At 71.6% G+C, this 19,216-nt stretch carries 16 protein-coding genes; 11 read left to right on the plus strand and 5 right to left on the minus strand.

The genetic code is table 11. The features are described 5' to 3' along the window. Positions 1–174 precede the first annotated feature (174 nt). The 4 genes from ACFVT2_RS18070 to ACFVT2_RS18085 all read right to left on the minus strand — a co-directional run bounded on the left by ACFVT2_RS18070 (position 175) and on the right by ACFVT2_RS18085 (position 4,348). Positions 175–1,974, minus strand: coding sequence for a coagulation factor 5/8 type domain-containing protein (locus ACFVT2_RS18070; RefSeq protein WP_390018606.1), 1,800 nt, complete (start codon positions 1,972–1,974; stop codon positions 175–177). A gap of 260 nt (positions 1,975–2,234) precedes the next feature. Further along, positions 2,235–2,786: a hypothetical protein gene (locus tag ACFVT2_RS18075; RefSeq protein WP_390018609.1), complete on the minus strand. Its 552-nt coding sequence runs from the start codon at positions 2,784–2,786 to the stop codon at positions 2,235–2,237. Between the two features lie 14 nt (positions 2,787–2,800). Continuing rightward, positions 2,801–3,421 (minus strand): L-threonylcarbamoyladenylate synthase, encoded by a 621-nt coding sequence (locus ACFVT2_RS18080; RefSeq protein ID WP_390018612.1) that lies wholly within the window; start codon positions 3,419–3,421, stop codon positions 2,801–2,803. Positions 3,422–3,496: 75 nt separating this feature from the next. Next, positions 3,497–4,348, minus strand: coding sequence for an endo alpha-1,4 polygalactosaminidase (locus tag ACFVT2_RS18085; RefSeq protein WP_390018839.1), 852 nt, complete (start codon positions 4,346–4,348; stop codon positions 3,497–3,499). A gap of 252 nt (positions 4,349–4,600) precedes the next feature. Between ACFVT2_RS18085 and ACFVT2_RS18090 the strand changes: the two genes are divergently transcribed. The 6 genes from ACFVT2_RS18090 to ACFVT2_RS18115 all read left to right on the plus strand — a co-directional run bounded on the left by ACFVT2_RS18090 (position 4,601) and on the right by ACFVT2_RS18115 (position 12,980). Beyond that, positions 4,601–5,365 carry a trypsin-like peptidase domain-containing protein gene (locus ACFVT2_RS18090; protein ID WP_390018615.1) on the plus strand — a complete coding sequence of 255 codons (765 nt, stop codon included), beginning with the start codon at positions 4,601–4,603 and terminating at the stop codon, positions 5,363–5,365. A 152-nt stretch (positions 5,366–5,517) separates the two neighbouring features. Then, positions 5,518–6,774 (plus strand): chitinase, encoded by a 1,257-nt coding sequence (locus ACFVT2_RS18095; protein WP_390018617.1) that lies wholly within the window; start codon positions 5,518–5,520, stop codon positions 6,772–6,774. A 124-nt stretch (positions 6,775–6,898) separates the two neighbouring features. After that, entirely contained in the window at positions 6,899–7,843 is a 945-nt protein-coding gene (locus ACFVT2_RS18100; protein WP_390018619.1) for an ornithine cyclodeaminase family protein, read from the plus strand. Positions 7,844–8,025: 182 nt separating this feature from the next. Continuing rightward, positions 8,026–10,206 (plus strand): FUSC family protein, encoded by a 2,181-nt coding sequence (locus ACFVT2_RS18105; RefSeq protein WP_390018841.1) that lies wholly within the window; start codon positions 8,026–8,028, stop codon positions 10,204–10,206. A gap of 409 nt (positions 10,207–10,615) precedes the next feature. Beyond that, complete coding sequence (gene asnB / locus ACFVT2_RS18110; RefSeq protein WP_390018621.1) at positions 10,616–12,460, plus strand: asparagine synthase (glutamine-hydrolyzing); 1,845 nt, start codon at positions 10,616–10,618, stop codon at positions 12,458–12,460. A gap of 73 nt (positions 12,461–12,533) precedes the next feature. Then, entirely contained in the window at positions 12,534–12,980 is a 447-nt protein-coding gene (locus ACFVT2_RS18115; protein WP_390018623.1) for a MarR family winged helix-turn-helix transcriptional regulator, read from the plus strand. On the opposite strand, the gene ACFVT2_RS18120 is transcribed toward ACFVT2_RS18115, so the two are convergent. Continuing rightward, positions 12,967–13,257 carry a hypothetical protein gene (locus ACFVT2_RS18120; RefSeq protein WP_390018625.1) on the minus strand — a complete coding sequence of 97 codons (291 nt, stop codon included), beginning with the start codon at positions 13,255–13,257 and terminating at the stop codon, positions 12,967–12,969. The two genes, ACFVT2_RS18115 and ACFVT2_RS18120, sit on opposite strands and share 14 nt — an antisense overlap. Positions 13,258–13,432: 175 nt before the next feature. Between ACFVT2_RS18120 and ACFVT2_RS18125 the strand changes: the two genes are divergently transcribed. The 5 genes from ACFVT2_RS18125 (at position 13,433) to ACFVT2_RS18145 (ending at position 19,205) form a co-directional block, all read left to right on the plus strand. After that, positions 13,433–14,443 (plus strand): DUF1259 domain-containing protein, encoded by a 1,011-nt coding sequence (locus ACFVT2_RS18125; protein WP_390018627.1) that lies wholly within the window; start codon positions 13,433–13,435, stop codon positions 14,441–14,443. Positions 14,444–14,527: 84 nt separating this feature from the next. Next, positions 14,528–15,088, plus strand: coding sequence for a hypothetical protein (locus tag ACFVT2_RS18130; protein ID WP_390018630.1), 561 nt, complete (start codon positions 14,528–14,530; stop codon positions 15,086–15,088). A gap of 114 nt (positions 15,089–15,202) precedes the next feature. Continuing rightward, a complete protein-coding gene (locus ACFVT2_RS18135) occupies positions 15,203–15,952 on the plus strand; it encodes a class I SAM-dependent DNA methyltransferase (RefSeq protein ID WP_390018632.1) in 750 nt (249 codons plus the stop codon). Positions 15,953–16,209: 257 nt separating this feature from the next. Next, positions 16,210–17,829: an ABC-F family ATP-binding cassette domain-containing protein gene (locus tag ACFVT2_RS18140; RefSeq protein ID WP_390018634.1), complete on the plus strand. Its 1,620-nt coding sequence runs from the start codon at positions 16,210–16,212 to the stop codon at positions 17,827–17,829. A 473-nt stretch (positions 17,830–18,302) separates the two neighbouring features. Then, positions 18,303–19,205 carry a glycosyltransferase family 2 protein gene (locus ACFVT2_RS18145; RefSeq protein WP_390018637.1) on the plus strand — a complete coding sequence of 301 codons (903 nt, stop codon included), beginning with the start codon at positions 18,303–18,305 and terminating at the stop codon, positions 19,203–19,205. The last annotated feature ends 11 nt before the right edge of the window (positions 19,206–19,216 follow it).

Raw genomic sequence — 19,216 nt, forward strand, 5'->3', positions numbered from 1 at the left:
ATGGGGGTTTCGGGGGGGGGGGGGGGGGGGGGGTTTGTGGGTGCGCCGCGGTGGCGGCGGGCGCCGCAGGGCGTGCGTCCGGCGAACGGCCGCGACCACGGCAGTGCTGTTGCGCAGTGCCGCCCGGGCCGATGGCCGCGGCCACGGGCCCGGGCGGCACTGATCGGCTGACCGTCAGGGGTACGCCACCACGGTCGACGGGACGGTCGTGCTGCCCGAGGTCGGTGCGCCGGTGTCGTTGATGACGCGTTCGAACTGGCCCTTGCCGCCGAGCGAGACGACCAGCAGGTCGTGGAACTTCACCCCCGGGGCGTTGGGGGCGGCGAAGCCGTGGTGTTGGACGATGCCGGGATCGACGTTGTAGTAGCAGTAACTGCCGAGGCCCCATGCCTCGTGGGTGGTGACCGAGTCGGCGACCTTGTAGGCGGCGTAGCCCTTCACGTCGCCGTCCTGGACGGCGGCCTGGTTGGGGGCGTCGTACGCCTTCTCGTTCTGGAGGAAGACGGTGCGGCCCCGCTGCCCGTACCACTGCACGTCGTACTTGTTGAAGTGCTCCACGAACAGACCGGTGGCCAGCACGTCGTCGCCGTTGACGCGGATGCCGTAGTCGGCGCGGTTGGTCTCCCAGCCGACGCCGTCGCCGTGGTCGGCGCGCCAGACCCAGGTGTGGTCGATGAGGGTGTGCCGGCTGTTGACCACGATGCTGGTGGTGGCCTTGCCGGGGCCGGCGCCGCCGATGCGGAGGAACACGTCCTGGACGGTGATCGGGTTGGCGGAGTGGTCCGCCGAGGCGCCGGCCGGGCCGATTTCGAGGAGGGTGTCGGAGTTGGCCGGTCCGGCGTCGATGAGGAAGCCGGCCAGCCGGATGCCGTCGACGTCGGCGGTCTTCAGGGCGGTGACACCGTTGTCAGGGATCAGTGTGGCGTAGCCGAGGCCCAGTACGACGGTGTTGGCCGCGGTCACCTGGATCGACTGGTCCAGGTGGTAGATGCCGGGGGTGAGCAGCAGGTGGAGTCCCTGGGCGAGGGCCTGGTTGAGGGTGGCCGCGGAGTCCCCGGGCTTGGCGACGTAGAACTGCGACAGGGGCAGTGAGGTGCCGCGCGGGGTGCCGTTGCCCCAGGTGACGCCGCGGGCGTTGGTGCGCAGCTCGGGCAGGAAGACCCGGTAGGCGCCGCCGTCCACGTGGAGGAAGGGCTTTTCGCGGGAGGCGGGGGTGGTGCTCAGCACGGTGTAGGGCGGGTTCGGAAAGGTCTGGGCGGGGGCGCCCTCGACACCCGAGAAGACCATGTTCCACACCCCGTTGGACCAGCTGCCGACCACGCTGTCGCGGGTGTACCACTGCTGTTGGGAGCGCGGTTCCACCGTCCCGTCGATGCGGCTGTCGGCGAGGTAGCCGCCGCTGGCCCAACCGTCGCCGGCGGGCGCCAGGTTGAGGCCGCCGCGGACGTGCATCCGGCGGAACGGGGCGGCCTGGGCGACGGCCCAGCGGTTGGTGCCGCTGACGGGGACGAGGGCGAGGTTCTCGGCGGAGCGCCAGAAGTTCTGGGTGGCGTTGCCGTTGAACCAGCCGGCGTCCACGGTGACGTCGCCGTTGATGGTGGTGTCGTCGGGCGACAGTCCCAGGCCGGCTATGGAGGTGTAGAAACCGAGTTGGGCGTTGAGCCCGTGGTACGTGCCCGGCTTGAACAGCAGGGCGTACCGTCCGCTGTCGAACTGGGCCTTCTCCTGCTTCGCGAACACCTCGTCCAACGTTGCCTGGATGCCGGGGGTGGACGGGTCGAAGACCAGGACGTTGGGGCCCAGGTCGCCGCCGCCGGGCAGGGCGCTCGGCGTCCTGCGTGGTGCGGCGGCGGCCGTCCCGCCGAGGCCGAGCAGGGTGGGGGCCGCGGCGGCAGCGGCGGCGGCTCCGAGGACGGACCGGCGGCGGACGGCGGGCCCTTCGGGGGTGGGGGATTCCTTGGAGGCAGGGGTCATGGGCGACTCTCCTGATTCAGGAAGTGAAGATGTGGGGGGTGGGGAGCGCGCTCCCGCCGTCGCATGCTTCAGCTTCGTGAAAGGTGCGTCAAGAGCCACGACCGGAGTTCCGCGTGGCGGCACCAATGCACCGTCAAGGTACGTGCCTATAAGGGCAGTTGGTGCCGATACGCGGCGCCTGGCTCGATCACCGGCGCACTCCTGTCGTGTTCAAGAAGTGTCCGATGCGTCCGATGCACTCGATGCATCCGATGCCATGGTCACTCCACCGTCTGGTCCCCGTCCGGGAGGTCCTGGACGGTGACCTTGCCGCGCGGCTGGCCGAGCCCGTCGGCCACCACCCGGGCCAGGCCGTCGGGGTCGGGCCGGGAGGGCACCGGGACCTGCGCGCCGTCCGGGTAGCTCTCGATCGCCTTGGTGAAGTAGCTGGGGTGCCAGGCACCGACCGCGCCCCGCACCTCCACGGCGCGTACCGCCCGCGTACCGACCCGCTGCTTGACCGCGGCGAGGATCCGGTCCGACCGGTACTCCCCCGGCACCTGGAACAGGCTGGCGTGCGCGCCGACCAGCCCGCCGTCCGCCAGGCGGACGGTGACCGTCAGACAGCTGGTCACCGCGGGGTAGCTGAGCGTGCCGCCGGGCCCGACCTCGCGGACCTGGCCCTCGGTGATCCTGATCGCGGCGGCCGGGGACGCGGCGGGGGCGCTCGCCGCCGCCGGGCCCGCCTGGGCCAGCACCGCTCCGATCGCCCCTGCCTGAAGGGCCAGCGTTACGGCGAGCGCCGCTATCGCACGGTTCCGTGCACGCGTCATCGTTGCGCCGCCGGTCACTCGAACCGCGACGGGTCACCGGCGCCGCGCCGCACGATCTCGACGTCGCCCCCCGAGAAGTCGATGACCGTGGTGGGCTCGGTGCCGCAGTCGCCGGAGTCGACCACCGCGTCGACCACGTGGTCGAGGCGTTCCTTGATCTCCCAGCCCTGGGTCAGCGGCTCGTCCTCGTCGGGCAGCAGCAGGGTGCTGGAGAGCAGCGGTTCGCCCAGCTCGGCGAGGAGCGCCTGAGTGACGGTGTGGTCCGGGATCCGGACGCCGACGGTCTTCTTCTTCGGGTGGAGCAGCTGGCGCGGGACCTCCTTCGTCGCGGGGAGGATGAAGGTGTAGCGGCCGGGGGTGGCCGCCTTGATCGCGCGGAACACGTCGTTGTCGATCTGCACGAACTGGCCCAGCTGCGCGAAGTTCTGGCACATCAGGGTGAAGTGGTGCCGGTCGTCGAGGTTGCGGATCGACCGGATGCGGTCGATCCCGTCACGGCTGCCCAGCTGGCATCCCAGGGCGAAGCAGGAGTCGGTGGGGTAAGCGATGAGCGCACCGGACCGGACGGCGTCGGCGACCGTGGTGACGGTGCGGCGCTGGGGGTTTTCCGGGTGGACGTCGAAGTACTTGGCCATTTTCGCGAGTCTAGGTGATCGTCGCGCCGGTGGACGTTCCCGGCGCGGGCGGCGCCGACCGGGTTTGCGGGTGCTTCAGCAGGCGCGGCGGACGTAGCCGTGCTCGCCGGGCCGGCCGACGTTGCGGTCGCGCAAGGTGAGGGAGAGCCGGTCGCCCCAGGCATGGCAGGCGATGTCGAAGTCCGAGCGCCGGTACTCGATGTCGAAGACCCGGTCGTCGTAGGTCTCGGCGTAGTCGGAGCACTCCTGGTAGCGGGCGCACTCCTCGGTGACGGCGAAGTCGAAGCCGGTGCGGCGGCGTTCGGGCAGGAGGTCGCTGGTGTTCTTCTGCGCGGCGGCCAGTCCCCGGTCGTGGGCGCGCCGGGTCAGGAGGGCGGCGAAGGCCCGGGCGTCGTCCTTGGTGAGCAGGTCGTGGGAGCGTTCGTAGGAGTCGAGGTTGTCCGGTTCGACGGCGTCGAAGCCGGCCTTCGCGCAGCCGTCGATCCAGGCTCCCACCACGCCCATCACGGCGGTGCGCTTGGCGGACGTGGAGATGTCGAGCAGCGGCTCGTCCCAGTCCTCGTCGATGACCGGCTCGCCGTCCCGGTCGCGCAGGAGGAGAGCGGGGTGGTGCCACTGCCACCACTGCCGGGCGTCGGCGCCGGGCTGTGCCTGGAAGGCGTTGACGTAGCAGACGTTGTAGCGGCCGGGGGCGGGCGGTGCGGTGCGGTCGCGGGAGACCACCGTGACGTTGTCCGCCGGGGGGTACGGGCCGCCGATCTGGTAGTCGAAGACGGCGTTGGCGGCCGGCAGTCGGAGGCCGTGGCGGGTGGTCCCCGTCGCGGTCGGGTGGTCGGGGCCGGGCGCCGGCCCGGCCGTGGAGCAGCCGGCGAGCGGCAGCACGACGAGCGCGAGGGCACCGGCGGCACGGCGGAGCGGCACGGGCATGCGGGACATAGAGGACACAGTAGCCACGGCGCGCCACCCTAACGGCCCGACCGGCCGCCGCCCGCAGAACCCCGGCCAGGCAGGCCAACTCCACACCACCACACCAATATTGACGGTCCATCAGCAACAGTGTGACCGTGACGCACCTCACATAGTCCAAAATGGATGATTGGCCATCCGGCCGGCTCCCCCGGCGGTTAGCTGAGCGCGTCAGTCTTTCGACCACTTGAGCACCACACGGGGAGTGATCGCATGTTCCGCGTTCTGCGCGCGCTCGGCGCCGCCGCCCTCTTGGCGAGCCTGTCCCTCTCCGCGGCCCCGGCCGCGAGCGCGAGCACCGCCACGCGCACGGCCGTCGGCGGGGGCAGCGGCATCATCTTCCGGATGCAGCCGACGCCGGAGGAGCACAAGAGCTACTACGTCTGCACGCTCACCGCGGTCGGGCGCGACCAGGCCGGCAACCTGGTGGGCCTGACCAATGCCCACTGCTTCATCGACGAGCAGGGCAACAAACTGGTGGGCGAGCAGGTCTACCTGGACTCCTCGCCCGTCGGGACGGCTGCCGCGCCCGCCCCGCTGGAGAACAGCACCCCGGACCTCAAGACCGGGTCAATCGGCACGGTGACGTACGTCAGCACGCCCAACAACCTGCTCAGCACCGGGCCCAAGGGCCTGGACTACACGGTGATCCGCCTGGACGAGAGCCGGGTGGCGCCCACCACCACCGTCGGCGGGGTGACCATCACCTCGATCGGGGAGCCGCCGGCCAACGGGACCCGGATGTGCAAGCAGGGCCACCGGACCGGCCTGACCTGCGGCATCAAGCTCGGCACCCACAACATCTGGTTCACCCACCTGATATGGACCAACGGCGGCGACTCCGGCTCGCCGGTCGTCAACGGCCAGACGCTGGTCGGCAACGCCTGGGGCGCCCAGCACAGTTCGCCGATCCTGAGCATCATCGACGAGATGAACGCGCACGGCGGGGTGGGGGCCGGTTTCCACCTGGCGACCTGAGCCGTACCGCGCGTCCGTGTGCCGCCCGGGGCCCGTCCCCGGGCGGCACTTCGCGCAGTGGTCCAGTCCAAAGTGTTGACGTGCCCACGATGAGGGTTCACGCTGTGGGGCGATTGGTCTGGACCACCCCCTTGTCGGCTCGTGGAGGTCAAGTGCCACCTCGTCACGTCAGAACTCTCGCCGCCGCCCTCGCGGCGGCCGCACTCGCGCTCGGCGCCGCCGGCACGGCGCTCGCCACCGGCCACCGCACCGCCCCGCAGCCCCCCGTCGCAGCGACCGCCCCGGCCCCCACCTCCCTGGGCAGCAACTGGTACGCGGCGGCGCCCTACCTCATGCCGCTCGACAACGACCCGCCGGACGCCGGCACGGTGATGGACGCCACCGGCCTCAAGGCGTTCCAACTCGCCTTCATCCTCGCGCCGAACGGCGGCGGCTGCTCGCCGAACTGGGACGGCCTCCACCCGGTGGCCTCGGACACCGCGGTGACCGGGGTGATCTCCGCGATCCGCGCCAAGGGCGGCGACGTCTCCGCGTCCATCGGCGGCTACAACGGCACCAAGCTCGGCCAGGCATGCGGCACGCCCGAGGCGACCGCCGCCGCCTACCAACAAGTCATCGACAAGTACGGCCTCAAGGCACTCGACTTCGACCTGGAGGAGCCGGAGTACGAGAACTCCGCGGCCATCCACAACGAGATCGGCGCCGCCAAGATCCTCCAGCAGAAGAACCCCGGCCTCTACCTCTCCGTCACCACCGCCGGGACCGCCGACGGCACCGGCTGGTTCGGCAAGCAGATGCTGAACGAAGCCAAGTCCCAGTCCTTCGTCCCGGACAACTTCTCCATCATGCCGTTCGACGGCGGCTTCAACGGCGCCGCCGCCCAGACCTCCGCACTGACCAACCTCAACGCCGTACTGCGGTCCACCTTCGGCTGGGACGAGGCCACCGCCTACGCCCACGAGGGCATCTCGCAGATGAACGGGCGCAGCGACACCGGCGAGTTCTTCACCCAGGCGGACTTCCAGACCGTGCTGGACTTCGCCACCTCCCACCACATGGCGCGCTTCACCAACTGGTCCGTGAACCGGGACCGGCAGTGCACCCCGCCGGACAACAACGGCCGGACCTCCGGCACCTGTAGCAGCGTCCCGCAGGGTGCCTGGGACTTCACCAAGTTCTCGGTGAAGTTCGCCGGGGCCACACCGCCCACCACACCCCCGACCACCCCGCCGCCCACCTCGCCCCCGGGCGGCAGCTGCGCCGCCAGCCCCTACAGCGCGGGGACGGTCTACGTGGGCGGCGACACCGTCTCCGCCAACGGCCACACCTGGAAGGCCCGGTGGTGGACCCAGGGCGAGACCCCGTCCACCGGCGGCTCGGGCGTCTGGCAGGACCTGGGCGCCTGCTGACCCCACGCGGGGAGGAGCGGTCCACCGGGCCGCTCCTCCCCTCCGCCCTTCCTGCCGCGACCCCACACGACCGGTGCGCCGAAGATCACACATCCCGGCAGCCGGCCGGGGCAGACTCGGCGGTATGAGCGCCACTCCCCCGGTCCCCCACCCGCCCCGGACCATCGACGAGACCGCCCTGCTGCGCGCCCTGTCGATGGCCGCGGCCGTCGACGCACTCCGCGCCGCACTGCGCGACGGGCCGGACCCCGAAGCCGATCCGCCGCGGACCATCGTGCCCGTCGAGCACGGCCAGCTGCTGCTGATGCCCGCGCACCGCAGCCGGTACGCGGGCGTCAAGGTCGCCACCGTCGCCCCCGACAACCCGGCCGCCGGACTCCCCCGCGTCCAGGGCCAGTACCTGCTCTTCGACGCCCCGACCCTCGCCCCGCTCGCACTGCTCGACGGCATCGCGCTCACCACCGTGCGCACCGCCGCGGTGTCCGCCCTCGCCGCCGACCTGCTCGCCGTTCCCGAGGCCGGCCGCCTGGTGGTGTTCGGCACCGGCCCGCAGGCCCGCGGCCACCTGGACGCGCTGCGCGCGGTGCGTCCGCTCACCCACGTCACCGTGGTGGGACGCACCCCCGCGAACGTCGAGCGGTTCGTCGCGGCGGCCCGCCGGGACACCGGGCTCACCGTGGAGGCCGGCGAGCCGTCCGCCGTCGCCGGCGCCGACCTGGTCGCCTGCTGCACCACCGCCCGTACCCCGCTGTTCGACGGCGCTCTGCTCCCGCCGCACGCCACGGTGACCGCGGTCGGCTCCCACGAGCGCGGCAGCCGCGAGGTGGACGGCACCACCGTCCTGCGCAGCACGGTGGTGGTCGAGTCCCGGTCCGCCGCGGCCCGGGAAGCCGGCGACCTCATCCCGGAGCTGGAGAGCGGCCGGCTCGACCGGGAGGCACTGGTGACCCTCGCCGGCCTGGCCACCGGAGCCGCCACCGTGGACCCGGACCGTCCCCGCCTCTTCAAGAGCGTCGGCATGGCGTGGGAGGACCTCGCGGTCGCGGGCGCCGCGTACGAAGCGACCTGACGGCACACTCCCCGGCCGTTCCGACGGTCCTCGTGCAATGCTGGGGGCGCCCGGCCGAGGGTCGTGACCTCGGTCGATGCCAAAGATGGGGAGCGTACGGCAGCGTGAAGGCAGCAATACGACGGACCGTTACCGGCACCTGGAACCGCTTCGCGGCGTCCGACCCGGGACTGCTCCGGCTGATGGCCGGGCTCCGCACGGTGGGGGCGATCGTGCTGGCCCTCGTCGTCCTGGCCCTGCTCGGCACCGGCGTCACGCTCCTGGTCGCGGGGGCCATGGCCGCGATGGTCGCCACCTTCGCCATCCGGGAGAAAGAGGTGCGCGGCCAGGCCGTCACGCTCGCCCTGGGCCTGCCGGTGGCCCTGGCCGCGGTGGCGCTGGGGGCACTGCTGCACAGCCGGATCATCGCCGGTGACCTGTTCTTCATCGCCCTGATCTTCGGCGCCGCCTACGCCCGCCGGTTCGGCGACCGCGGGACGGCGCTGGGGCTGATCGGCTTTCAGGTCTACTTCGTCTCGCTGTTCGTGCACGCCACCGTGCCGACGCTGCCGGAGCTGTTCCTGACGTTGACCGTCGCGTTCGTGTGCAGCGCGGTGGTCCGGTTCGCGGTCTTCCCGGACAGCCCCGAACGCACCCTGAGCCGACTGCGGGAGGCGTTCCGGGCCCGCCTGGCCCAACTGGTGGCCACCCACCGGGAGCTGGTGGACACCGGGCCCGAGGAGTTGGACAGCGTCCTCGACGACCTGCGGCGGCACACCGCCCGGTTGCACGAGGCGGCGCTGATGATCCAGGGCCGCCTGGAGGAGGGCACCCGCGACTCCGCCACCGCCGCACTGCTCCAGCGCCGGATCGCGGACGCCGAGATCGCCGCCGAACGCCTGGGGATGACGCTGCTCAACGCGCGCAGCGCGGAGCGCACCGACACCCTCACCCTGCACCTGCCGCACGCCCCGGTACCGGCCACCGCGAACCGCATGCAGTCCGAGGGCGACGCCGTGGCCACGCTCCGCCGGGACCTCGACGCGCTGGGCCTGCTGGTGGCCCGCCGGGCGCCCGGGGACCGCGGCACCGCCCTGGCCCACGTACGGAACCGGCTGCTCGGCTACCGCGACGAGGAGGACCTGCCGCGCGGCTCGATGGCCGTCCAGGACGCCTTCCGCGCGCTCGGTGAGGCCGCCCGCGCGGTGCTGGGTCTGCGACTGGCGCTGGACGGGCCGCAGGACGAGTCCGACGACACCTCCGCCACCACCCGCTCGCGGGAGGAGTTCGACGCCGAGGACCTGGCGATAGTCGGTGTGGAGGAGGACGGGGAGGACGAGCGCACCGGCCTCCAGCGGCCCACCACCCGGGCCGCGTTCCAGGTCGCCGCGGGCTCCGCGCTGGCCATCGTCGGCGGGGAGTTCCTGTCCACCCAGCGCTGGTACTGGGCGGTGCTGACCTGCTGGGTGGTGTTCCTCAACACCGCGTCCACGGGCGAGGTCCTGGTCAAGGGCTACCGCCGGCTGTTGGGCACGGTGCTCGGCGTGGTCGCCGGTGTGGGGCTGGCCGGGTTGGTGGGCAACCACACCTGGACCGCGTTCGCCCTGGTGCTGCTCTGCGTCTTCGGGATGTTCTTCACCGCGCCGCTGTCGTACGCGCTGATGTCCTTCTTCGTCACCGCGATGCTCGGCCTGCTCTACACGCTCCTCAACACCTACAGCGTCGCGACGCTGGTGCTGCGCATCGAGGAGACCGCGCTGGGCGCGGCGTGCGGGATCATCGCCGCGGTGCTCGTCCTGCCGGTGCACACCGACCGGCGGACCGACGAGCACCTGGGTGCCGTCCTGGACCGGTTGCGGGAGGCGGTGTCGGCGGCGGTGGCACAGCTCTCCGGCGGGCCGGCGACGGACCTGCTGACCCTGGCGCGCGATCTGGACACCGCGCTGAACGACCTGCGCGGCTCCACCCAGCCGTTGATGCACCCGATCACCCCGCTGCGGGTGCGCCGGCAGACCGCGCGGTATCTGGTGGCGCTCCTGGAGACCTGCGCCTACCACGCCCGGTCGCTGGCGGCGACGGCCGAAGTCCTGCCGTCCAGCCGCTCGGTGGCGGCCGACCCCCGGCTCGAACGCGTCGGCCGGCGCATCGCGCGCAACATCGATCTGATCGCCGCCCGGGTGAAGGAGGAGCCGGCCGACGGCGAGGTGGAGGCGGGCGCCAGCATCGCCTCGCTGCTGGACGCGGACGGCTCCCCGGTGCCGCCGTCGCACACCGTCACCTTCCGTGTGCTGCGGCACCTCCAGCGTCTCGACGAGGGTGTGGTGGGCATCGCCCGTGCCCTGGACGTGCCGGTGACCGGGCGGGCCAAGCGGAAGAGCATCTGACGCGGGCCGCGGGTGCCGGGCGGGCGCGGCCCGGCCGGCCCGCCCCGGTCACCTCCCGGTAAAACCTTTCCCTCGTTCCCGTAGGGCGCCCCGCCCTCCCTCCGTGCCGCCCGATCTGCTCGCCCCTTACGAACCCACAGGTCAGACCCGCTGCACGGGAGATCGTCGGCACCTCCCGCGCGCCGCGGCGCGTCCCTGCGCGCCCCGTCTCCTGTTACGCCCCGGTTGACGCGACGGACTCCCGAGGAACACTCTCGTTACATAGGTGCTCGATACAACTGACTCTGGTGGAGCGGGTCGGGCCACCGATCTTCGGCGTTGCCCGCCCTCCCGGATCCCCGGCCTGCCGCGGCGCCTCCCGCGACCCGCGGCACCGGCGGCCCCAGGGTTCGGAGCAGGAGGACATGGCATGTGTGGCATCACCGGCTGGATTTCCTTCGACCGCGATCTGCGCTCCGAGCAGGAGACCGTGGACGCGATGACCGAGACGATGTCCTGCCGCGGTCCCGATGACCGCGGCACCTGGGTACGGGGGCCCGCCGCACTCGGCCACCGCCGCCTCGCGATCATCGACCTGCCCGGCGGACGGCAGCCGATGACCGCCGAGCGCGCCGACGGCAGCCAGGTCGTCATCGTCTACTCCGGCGAGACCTACAACTTCGGCGAACTGCGCGGCGAACTGGCCGGCAAGGGCCACCGCTTCACCACCGACTCCGACACCGAGGTGGTGCTGCGCGGCTATCTGGAGTGGGGCGAAGCCGTCGCCGAACGCCTCAACGGGATGTTCGCGTTCGCCGTCTGGGACGAGCAGCGCCGACGGCTGGTGATGATCCGCGACCGGATGGGCATCAAGCCGTTCTACTACTACCCCACCGCCGACGGCGTGCTGTTCGGCTCCGAGCCCAAGGCGATCCTCGCCAACCCGCTCGCCGAGCGGCGGGTCGGCCTGGACGGTCTGCGCGAACTGTTCGCCTTCGTCAAGACACCCGGGCACGCCGTATGGGACGGCATGCACGAGGTCGAGCCGGGCACCGTGGTCACCCTCGACGCCGACGGACTGCGCCGGCACGTCTACTGGTCGCTGCGGACCCGGGCGCACCAGGACGACCGCGAGACCTCGATCGGGCACGTCCGGACCCTGCTCGACGACATCGTCCGCCGCCAGCTGGTCTCCGACGTACCGCGCTGCACCCTGCTGTCCGGCGGGCTGGACTCCTCCGCGATGACCGCACTGGCGGCCCGTCAGCTGGCCGACGTGGGCGAGACGGTTCGGAGCTTCGCCGTCGACTTCGTCGGTCAGACCGAGAACTTCATCGCCGACGACCTGCGCGCCACCCCCGACACGCCGTTCGTGCACGACGTGGCCCGGCTCGCCGGCACCGAGCACCAGGACATCGTGCTGGACTCCACCGCCCTGGCCGACCTCGACGTCCGCGCCAAGATGCTGCGGGCCCGCGACCTCCCGATGGGCTTCGGTGACATGGACGCCTCCCTCTACCTGCTGTTCAAGGCCATCCGGGAGCACTCGACGGTGGCGCTGTCAGGCGAGTCGGCCGATGAGGTCTTCGGTGGGTACAAGCAGTTCTTCGACGAGGACGCCCGCACCGCCAACACCTTCCCCTGGCTCGTCCGCTTCACCCAGCACTTCGGCGACGACGGGAACATCCTCACCTCCGACGTCACCGGCGCCCTCGACCTCGGGACCTACATCCAGGACGGCTACGACCGCGCCGTGAAGGACGTCGAACGGCTCGACGGGGAGAGCGACTTCGAGTTCCGGATGCGGAAGATCTGCTACCTGCACCTGACGCGCTTCGTCCGGATCCTCCTGGACCGCAAGGACCGGGCGAGCATGGCCGTCGGACTGGAGGTGCGGGTCCCGTTCTGCGACCACCGCCTCGTCGAGTACGTCTACAACGCCCCGTGGTCCCTGAAGTCCTTCGACGGACGGGAGAAGAGCCTGCTGCGCGAGGCCACCGCCGACGCGCTGCCCCGGTCGGTGTACGACCGGGTGAAGAGTCCGTACCCCTCCACCCAGGACCCGCAGTACGCGGTCGCGCTCCAACAGCACGCCAAGGACCTGCTGGCGCGCCCCTCCCACCAGGTCTTCGACCTCGTCGACCGCGACTGGCTCAAGCGCGCAGCGGACCACGGGACGCCGCAGATCACCCAGGCGTCACGGCGCGGCCTCGAACGGACCCTGGACCTGGCCCTGTGGTTGGAGATGTACTCCCCCGCCATTACGCTCTCCTGATCCACGGCGGGCCCTGAGCAGGGGATCCACCGCGGATCAGGTCCGGCACGGCACGGCAGGCGATGGGTGGGCGATGGCGATCGGTGACGACGCGGCACTCCAGCTGGTGATCTCGCTGCACCGGCTCACCCGGAGCCTGCGCAGATCCGCCACGGCGGGCAGCATCCAGCTGACCCACATCTCCGTACTCGCGCTGCTGACCCAGCGCGGGCCGTCCCGGATCGGGGAGATCGCCCAGTGGGTGCCCTGCTCCCAACCGACCGCCACCGCCGCGGTCCTCGGCCTGGAGTCGGCGGGCCTGGTGCGCCGGGAGGCCGACCCGAAGGACCGGCGTGCCAGCCGGGTCCTGCTCACCGAGCAGGGCACCGCGGCGCTGACGGACGTCGCCCGCGGTGAGGCGCAGGTGCTCGCCCGGCGCCTCACCGCGCTCCGGCCGGACGAGGTCCGCCGGCTGGTCGAGGTGGAACCGCTGCTGCGCCGGCTCGCGGAGGCCGGGGACCGACCGGTCAGCGGGTCCTGAACGACCTGCGGAGCGCGGCCCGGTCCTCCCAGGAGTCGGCCGCCGGCCCCTTGGCCATATCGGCGAAGAAACCGTCGTGGCGGCGGAAGAAATCCGCCCGTTCCTGGTCGGACATTCCGGCGACCTGGCCGAGCCCCTCGAAATAGCCCTCGCGGGCGCCACCGGGGGCGAACAGCATCAGGAATTCGGCCGGTTCACCCGAGATGCTGCAGAGATTGCACTCACCGGTGCAATGTCCGATCGCCGCCCACCGGAGGGGGTCCGGGTCGACCGTCATCGACCGCCCGCCGATCGGGGGATCCGACGGGTCGTCACCGGCCGTCCTGCGCCCGCCCGCTCACCCGTCACGATGACCGTTTTAGCCCAACTGGCCCCCAATGATGAGATGACGGAGCCTCAGATCGGCAATGCTTCCAACTCCTCATGGAGGTCGTCGTGGAGGTGCTCACGTAATGGCTGGAGACCGACAGCAGATCACCGACTCGCTCGCGGGAACCCCGCGGCGGCGCATGCTGGCCGCAGCGGCCCTCGCCCCGCTGCTGGCCGCGGCGCCCACCCCGGCTCGCGCCCGTCCCGCCGCCCTACCGACCGAACCGGTCGCGCCGGCCGCACAGAAGCTGATCAAGCCGGTACACACCACCAGCTCCGACTGGAAGGCCGTGGCCAAAATCCTGGGCGGGCCCGGCGACATGAAGCACAAGGTCATGTACCACACCGGGTTCCCCCGCCGGGACCTCCGGGTGTTCTCCCATCACGTCCACGTCAAACCGTCCCTCGCCCTGGGCTCGCACGTCTCCTTCGTCCGCTACGCCGACCACAGCAACCTGCTGATGGGCGACGTGGTGGTGACCGAACACGAACTACAGGACTTCATCGACATCCTCCAGGAACACCGCATCGGCATTACCGCGCTGCACAAGCACCTGCTGTCGCAGAAGCCCGACATCTGGTGGCTCCACGTGCACGGGCACGGCCACGACCCGGTGGCCCTGGCGCGCGGCATCCACGCCGCGTTCAAGCACACCGGCACCCCGCACCCCAAGAAGTCCGACCAGGCCAAGCCCCACGATCTGGACACCGACGGGATCGACCACGCCATGGGCACCAAGGGTTCCGGCGACGACGGGATCTACAAGTGCATCTTCGTCCGCCGGGAGAAGATCACCGACGGGGATCGGGTGCTGCCCCCCGGCCTGGGATCGACCAGTGCCTTCAACTTCCAGCCGCTGGGCGACGGGCGGGCCGCGCTCAGCGCGGACTGCTGCATGGTCGCCGACGAGGTCCAACACGTTCTGCGGCTGCTCCGGAAGGCCGGCGCCAAGCTCGTCGAACTCCACAACCACGGCCTGCGGGACAGGCCCCGCCTGTTCTTCGTGCACTTCTGGGCGGTCGGCGACGCCGTCCGGCTCGCCCGTGCCCTGCGGCCCGTGGTGGACGCGACCAACATCACCCCGACGGGCTGATCCGGCAGCCCGCCGCCGGCGGGAGGAGGCGGACGTAGGCGGAGGGACGTAGGCAGAGGGTCCCGGGCGGAGGACCACAGGCGGATGCCAGCACGGCACCGGGCCGGCACAGTGGTCCTCCCGTCCAACGAAGGGACCACTCCGGTGACCGTGCTGCTGCTCGACGACGACGATGTCCGCGCCCACCTGGACGCCCCGACGGCGGTCCGGGCCGTGCGTGCGGCGCTGCTGGCCGCGCACCACGGCGACCTGGAGGCGCCGCCCCGGGTCCGGGCCGGGCTCGGGGACGGCGACCTGGTGGTGATCGTCGCCACCGGCAGTGCGACGCCGGTCCTGGACGCCGACTGGTTGGCCCCCGGTACCCACGTCACGACCCTCGGCCCCAAGTCCGCCGCCCGGCACGAGGTGCCCGCCCCGCTGGCCGACCGGGCCCGGACCGTGCTCACCGACTCCCTCTCCCAGTCGGCCGGTTTCCCCGAACCGCCCCTCTTCCCCACCGACCGGCTGGTCTCCCTGGGCGCCGTGCTCGCCGGAGCCGCCCCGGCCCGCACCGGCCCCGACGACCTCACGGTCTTCAGCTCCGTCGGCCTGGCGGGCACCGAGGTCGCGGTCGCCGCGGCGCTGTGCGAGGCCGTGCCGCGCTGAGGCGGTCGCCGCGGCCACCACGGCGCGGCCCAACGCGGTCGTCGCCGGTGTGCTCGATCCCGTCGGGCGGAAAATGGCGGGCGGAGCGGGTGCCGACCGCAGTACGGTCCCGCCATGGACGACGAGGACGGTTACTTCGGGGAGAGCGTCGCGGCGACCTATGACGAGTCGTCGGCGGAGATGTTCGCGGTGGATGTCGTGGATCCGGCCGTCGAGCTCCTGGCCCGGCTCGCCGGCCCCGGGCGGGCCCTGGAACTGGGCATCGGGACCGGGCGGATCGCACTGCCGCTGGCGGGCCGCGGCGTCCCGGTCCACGGCATCGACATGTCGCGGGCGATGGTCGCCCGGATGCGGGCCAGGCCGGGGGGCGACGGCATCGGCGTGACGATCGGCGATTTCGCGACCACGAAGGTGGAGGGGACGTTCTCCGTCGCCTATCTGGTCTTCAACACGATCATGAATCTGACGTCCCAACAGGCACAGGTCGCCTGTTTCCGCAATGTCGCGGCGCATCTGGAACCGGGGGGTTGTTTCGTCATCGAGGTGATGGTCCCCGAGTTGCGGAAGCTCCCGCCGGGGCAGAACGCCGTGCCGTTCCACGTCAGCCCGACGCGGTGGGCGTTCGATGTCTACGACGTCGCCACCCAGGGGATGAGTTCGAACTACGTCAACGTGGTTGACAGGCACGGCACTTACGAATCGATCCCGTTCCGGTACGTCTGGCCGGCGGAACTCGATCTGATGGCGCAGCTCGCCGGGCTGCGGTTGCGGGAGCGGTGGGAGGGGTGGACGGGCGAACCGTTCACGAGCGAGAGCCACCGGCATGTGTCCGTCTGGGAGAAGCCCGCGGGCGACGGCGAGTAAGGGCGGACGAGGAGCGCCGGCCGCCTTCCCGGTCCGCCGGTGAGGCGGCCGGTAATGCGGTGCCGCAGGGAAATCCGCTTGGCCGGTGGGTGCCGTACAGGGAAGAGTGCGGCGGGAGTTCACCGCGCGGAGGCGCCTTTCACCCTTCCGATACAGTGAAAAAGCGGGCTGCGTTCACGCCTGTGGGAATGCCGGTGATCGCGCGGCGTTCGGTGCAATGTTCTCTGTTTTCTCGATTTCTCAGTTTGGGCCGGTTCATGGGGCATGTCGAAGTCGCGCACGTGGAGTACTACCTGCCGGACGGGCGGGTGCTGCTCGACGACACTTCCTTCCGGGTGGGCGAGGGGGCGGTCACCGCCCTCGTAGGGGCGAACGGCGCGGGCAAGACCACGCTGTTGCGGCTGATCTCGGGCGAGTTGAAGCCCCACGGCGGGTCGGTGACGGTCAGCGGGGGTCTGGGGGTGATGCCCCAGTTCGTCGGGTCGGTGCGGGACGAACGGACCGTGCGCGATCTGCTCGTCGCGGTGGCGCCGGAGCGCATCCGGCAGGCGGCACACGCCGTCGACGAGGCCGAGACGGCCATCATGGAGCGGGACGACGAGGCCGCACAGATGCAGTACGCCCAGGCACTGAGCGACTGGGCGGAGGCCCGCGGGTACGAGGCCGAGACGGTCTGGGACATGTGCACGATGTCGGCGTTGGGAATCCCGTACGAGAAGGCGCAGTGGCGGGCGGTGCGGACGCTCTCCGGCGGGGAGCAGAAGCGGTTGGTGCTGGAGGCGTTGCTCCGGGGGCCGGAGGAGGTGCTGCTGCTCGACGAGCCGGACAACTACCTCGATGTGCCCGGGAAGCAGTGGCTTGAGGAGCAGTTGCGGGAGACCCGCAAGACGGTGTTGTTCGTCTCGCACGACCGGGAATTGCTGGTGCGTGCGGCGCAGCGGATCGTGAGCGTGGAGCCCGGGCCGGCGGGCAGCGACGTGTGGGTGCACGGCAGCGGCTTCGCGACGTACCACGAGGCGCGGGCGGAGCGGTTCGAGCGGTTCGAGGAACTGCGGCGGCGGTGGGACGAGAAGCACGCCCAGTTGAAGCGGCTCGTGGTCGACATGCGGCAGTACGCCTCGCGCAGCGATGAGATGGCGTCGCGGTACCACGCGGCGCAGACGCGGTTGCAGAAGTTCGAGGAGATCGGCCCGCCGCCCGAGCCGCCCCGGCCGCAGAAGATCACCATGCGGCTGAAGGGCGGCCGCACCGGCGTCCGGGCGGTGACCTGTCAGCGACTGGAGCTGACCGGACTGATGCAACCCTTCGACCTGGAGATCTTCTACGGGGAGCGGGTCGCCGTCCTGGGCTCCAACGGGTCGGGGAAATCGCACTTCCTGCGGCTGTTGGCGGGCGAGGAGGTCGCGCACACCGGCCAGTGGAAGCTGGGCGCCCGGGTGGTGCCGGGGCACTTCGCGCAGACGCACGCGCGACCGGAGCTGTTGGGGCGCACGCTCGTCGACATCCTCTGGACTGAGCACGCGAAGAGCCGGGGGCCGGCGATGAGCGCACTGCGCCGGTACGAGCTCGACCAGCACGGCGACAAGCCGTTCGAGAAGCTGTCCGGTGGGCAGCAGGCCCGCTTCCAGATCCTGCTGCTGGAGATCGGCGGGGCGACCGCGCTGCTGCTGGACGAGCCGACGGACAACCTGGACCTGGAGTCGGCCGAGGCCCTCCAGAAGGGCCTGGAGGCGTACGAGGGGACGGCGGTGGTGGTCACGCACGACCGCTGGTTCGCCCGGTCGTTCGACCGGTACCTGGTCTTCGGGCAGGACGGGAGGGTCCGGGAGACTTCGGAGCCGGTGTGGGACGAGCGGCGGGTGGCGCGCCGCCGATAGCCAGAGGGGGCAGGGCAGTTGAGGTCCGCCTCATGCGTGGGGCGGACTTCTCGGCCGTGTTCGGGCCGGTTTCCGCTGGGCCGTTCGGGCGGTTGCGGGGCGGAACGCGGCGGGGCCCGACCTCGGCGGGCGTTCTCGTGGAGCGACGGTCGCCGCATGCTCGCGCCACAGGGCAGTACCTACGTCTCACTGTCCTCAGGCGTGCGGGCGATGCGCTGTGCGAGCGCCCTACCGCACGGAATTCGCCCGCGTCAAGGCAGGGCCAACCTCCACCCGGAAGAGTGCCGTTGACCCCTTTCTTGACCCAGTGGTTCACTTCCCGCGTCACCCGCATCACGCCGCGCACCCCGGCAGACATCAGCGCGTCCCCGGAACCGTCGAAGCCGTGGGCACCGCCATGACTCCGGGTGAGCATCGGTCACGGATTTCCTTCACCAGGCTGCCGCCCGTCGAGGAATGAGGCCCACCGGAGCATGAGGATCAGTGTCGTCATCCCCGCCTACTTCGTCCGGGACGCGCTGGAGCTGTGTCTGCTGTCGCTGGCCCGTCAGTCGCTCGACGCGGGGCACTCGGCCGAGGTGATCGTGGTGGACGACGGCTCGACCGACGGCACGGACCGGATGGTCGCCGCACTCCCGGCCGGCCTCGACCTCTGCTACGTGTACGAGCCGCGCTCCCCCGCGTCCGGCCGCGCCCGGGCCCGCAACCTCGGACTGGCGCAGGCGGCCGGCGACCTCGTCGTCCTGCTCGACGCGGATCAGGTGGTGGCGCCGACGTTCCTCGCCGAGCACGCCCGGGCCCATGCCCAGGGCGACGATCTGGTGGTGGTCGGTCGGCGGTTCCAGTTGGGGGACGGGCCGGTCGACCGGGAGCGGCTGCGCTACGAGTTCAGCTTCGAGGCCCTGCCGCCGGTGATACGGGGCGACGAACGCGAGCCGGTGCTGGAGGCGTTCGACTGCGAACTGGCCGGACTGGAGACCGCCTGGCACTACCTGTGGGCGTGCAACGCCTCGGTCCGGCGGAGCCATCTGATGGCCGCCGGCGGCTTCGACGAGGCGTTCGTCGGCTGGGGGCTGGAGGACGCCGAGCTGGGCTTCCGACTCACCCGGCGCGGCCTGCACCTGCGTTACGCCACCGAGCCGGCGGTCTACCAACTGCACCGGGCACCGGCCTCCCCGGCGCGGCACCGCCAATGGCGCCGCAACCTCGCCTACTTCGCCGCCAAACACGACGAGCTGGTGGTCGTCCTCCAGCGGGCGTTCGAGCCGGCCATCGATCCGGCCGGCCCGGGTCAGGGCCGGCACGAGTGCGCACTGCGCTTCGAACTCGCCGCCCGGGCGCTCGCCGGCCGCCACCGGGCCGCTCCGGTGGCCTGAGCCGGTTCCCG

The sequence above is a fragment of the Streptomyces sp. NPDC058000 genome, assembly GCF_042886435.1.
Taxonomy (GTDB): Bacteria; Actinomycetota; Actinomycetes; order Streptomycetales; family Streptomycetaceae; genus Streptomyces.

Bases quoted from the DNA above. Each gene is read 5' to 3' on its own strand.
- ACFVT2_RS18070 (WP_390018606.1), bottom strand. From the start codon at position 1,974: ATGACCCCTGCCTCCAAGGAATCCCCCACCCCCGAAGGGCCCGCCGTC.
- ACFVT2_RS18075 (WP_390018609.1), bottom strand. From the start codon at position 2,786: ATGACGCGTGCACGGAACCGTGCGATAGCGGCGCTCGCCGTAACGCTG.
- ACFVT2_RS18080 (WP_390018612.1), bottom strand. From the start codon at position 3,421: ATGGCCAAGTACTTCGACGTCCACCCGGAAAACCCCCAGCGCCGCACC.
- ACFVT2_RS18085 (WP_390018839.1), bottom strand. From the start codon at position 4,348: ATGCCCGTGCCGCTCCGCCGTGCCGCCGGTGCCCTCGCGCTCGTCGTG.
- ACFVT2_RS18090 (WP_390018615.1), top strand. From the start codon at position 4,601: ATGTTCCGCGTTCTGCGCGCGCTCGGCGCCGCCGCCCTCTTGGCGAGC.
- ACFVT2_RS18100 (WP_390018619.1), top strand. From the start codon at position 6,899: ATGAGCGCCACTCCCCCGGTCCCCCACCCGCCCCGGACCATCGACGAG.
- ACFVT2_RS18105 (WP_390018841.1), top strand. From the start codon at position 8,026: ATGGCCGGGCTCCGCACGGTGGGGGCGATCGTGCTGGCCCTCGTCGTC.
- asnB (WP_390018621.1), top strand. From the start codon at position 10,616: ATGTGTGGCATCACCGGCTGGATTTCCTTCGACCGCGATCTGCGCTCC.
- ACFVT2_RS18115 (WP_390018623.1), top strand. From the start codon at position 12,534: ATGGCGATCGGTGACGACGCGGCACTCCAGCTGGTGATCTCGCTGCAC.
- ACFVT2_RS18120 (WP_390018625.1), bottom strand. From the start codon at position 13,257: ATGACGGTCGACCCGGACCCCCTCCGGTGGGCGGCGATCGGACATTGC.
- ACFVT2_RS18125 (WP_390018627.1), top strand. From the start codon at position 13,433: ATGGCTGGAGACCGACAGCAGATCACCGACTCGCTCGCGGGAACCCCG.
- ACFVT2_RS18130 (WP_390018630.1), top strand. From the start codon at position 14,528: ATGCCAGCACGGCACCGGGCCGGCACAGTGGTCCTCCCGTCCAACGAA.
- ACFVT2_RS18135 (WP_390018632.1), top strand. From the start codon at position 15,203: ATGGACGACGAGGACGGTTACTTCGGGGAGAGCGTCGCGGCGACCTAT.
- ACFVT2_RS18140 (WP_390018634.1), top strand. From the start codon at position 16,210: ATGGGGCATGTCGAAGTCGCGCACGTGGAGTACTACCTGCCGGACGGG.
- ACFVT2_RS18145 (WP_390018637.1), top strand. From the start codon at position 18,303: ATGAGGATCAGTGTCGTCATCCCCGCCTACTTCGTCCGGGACGCGCTG.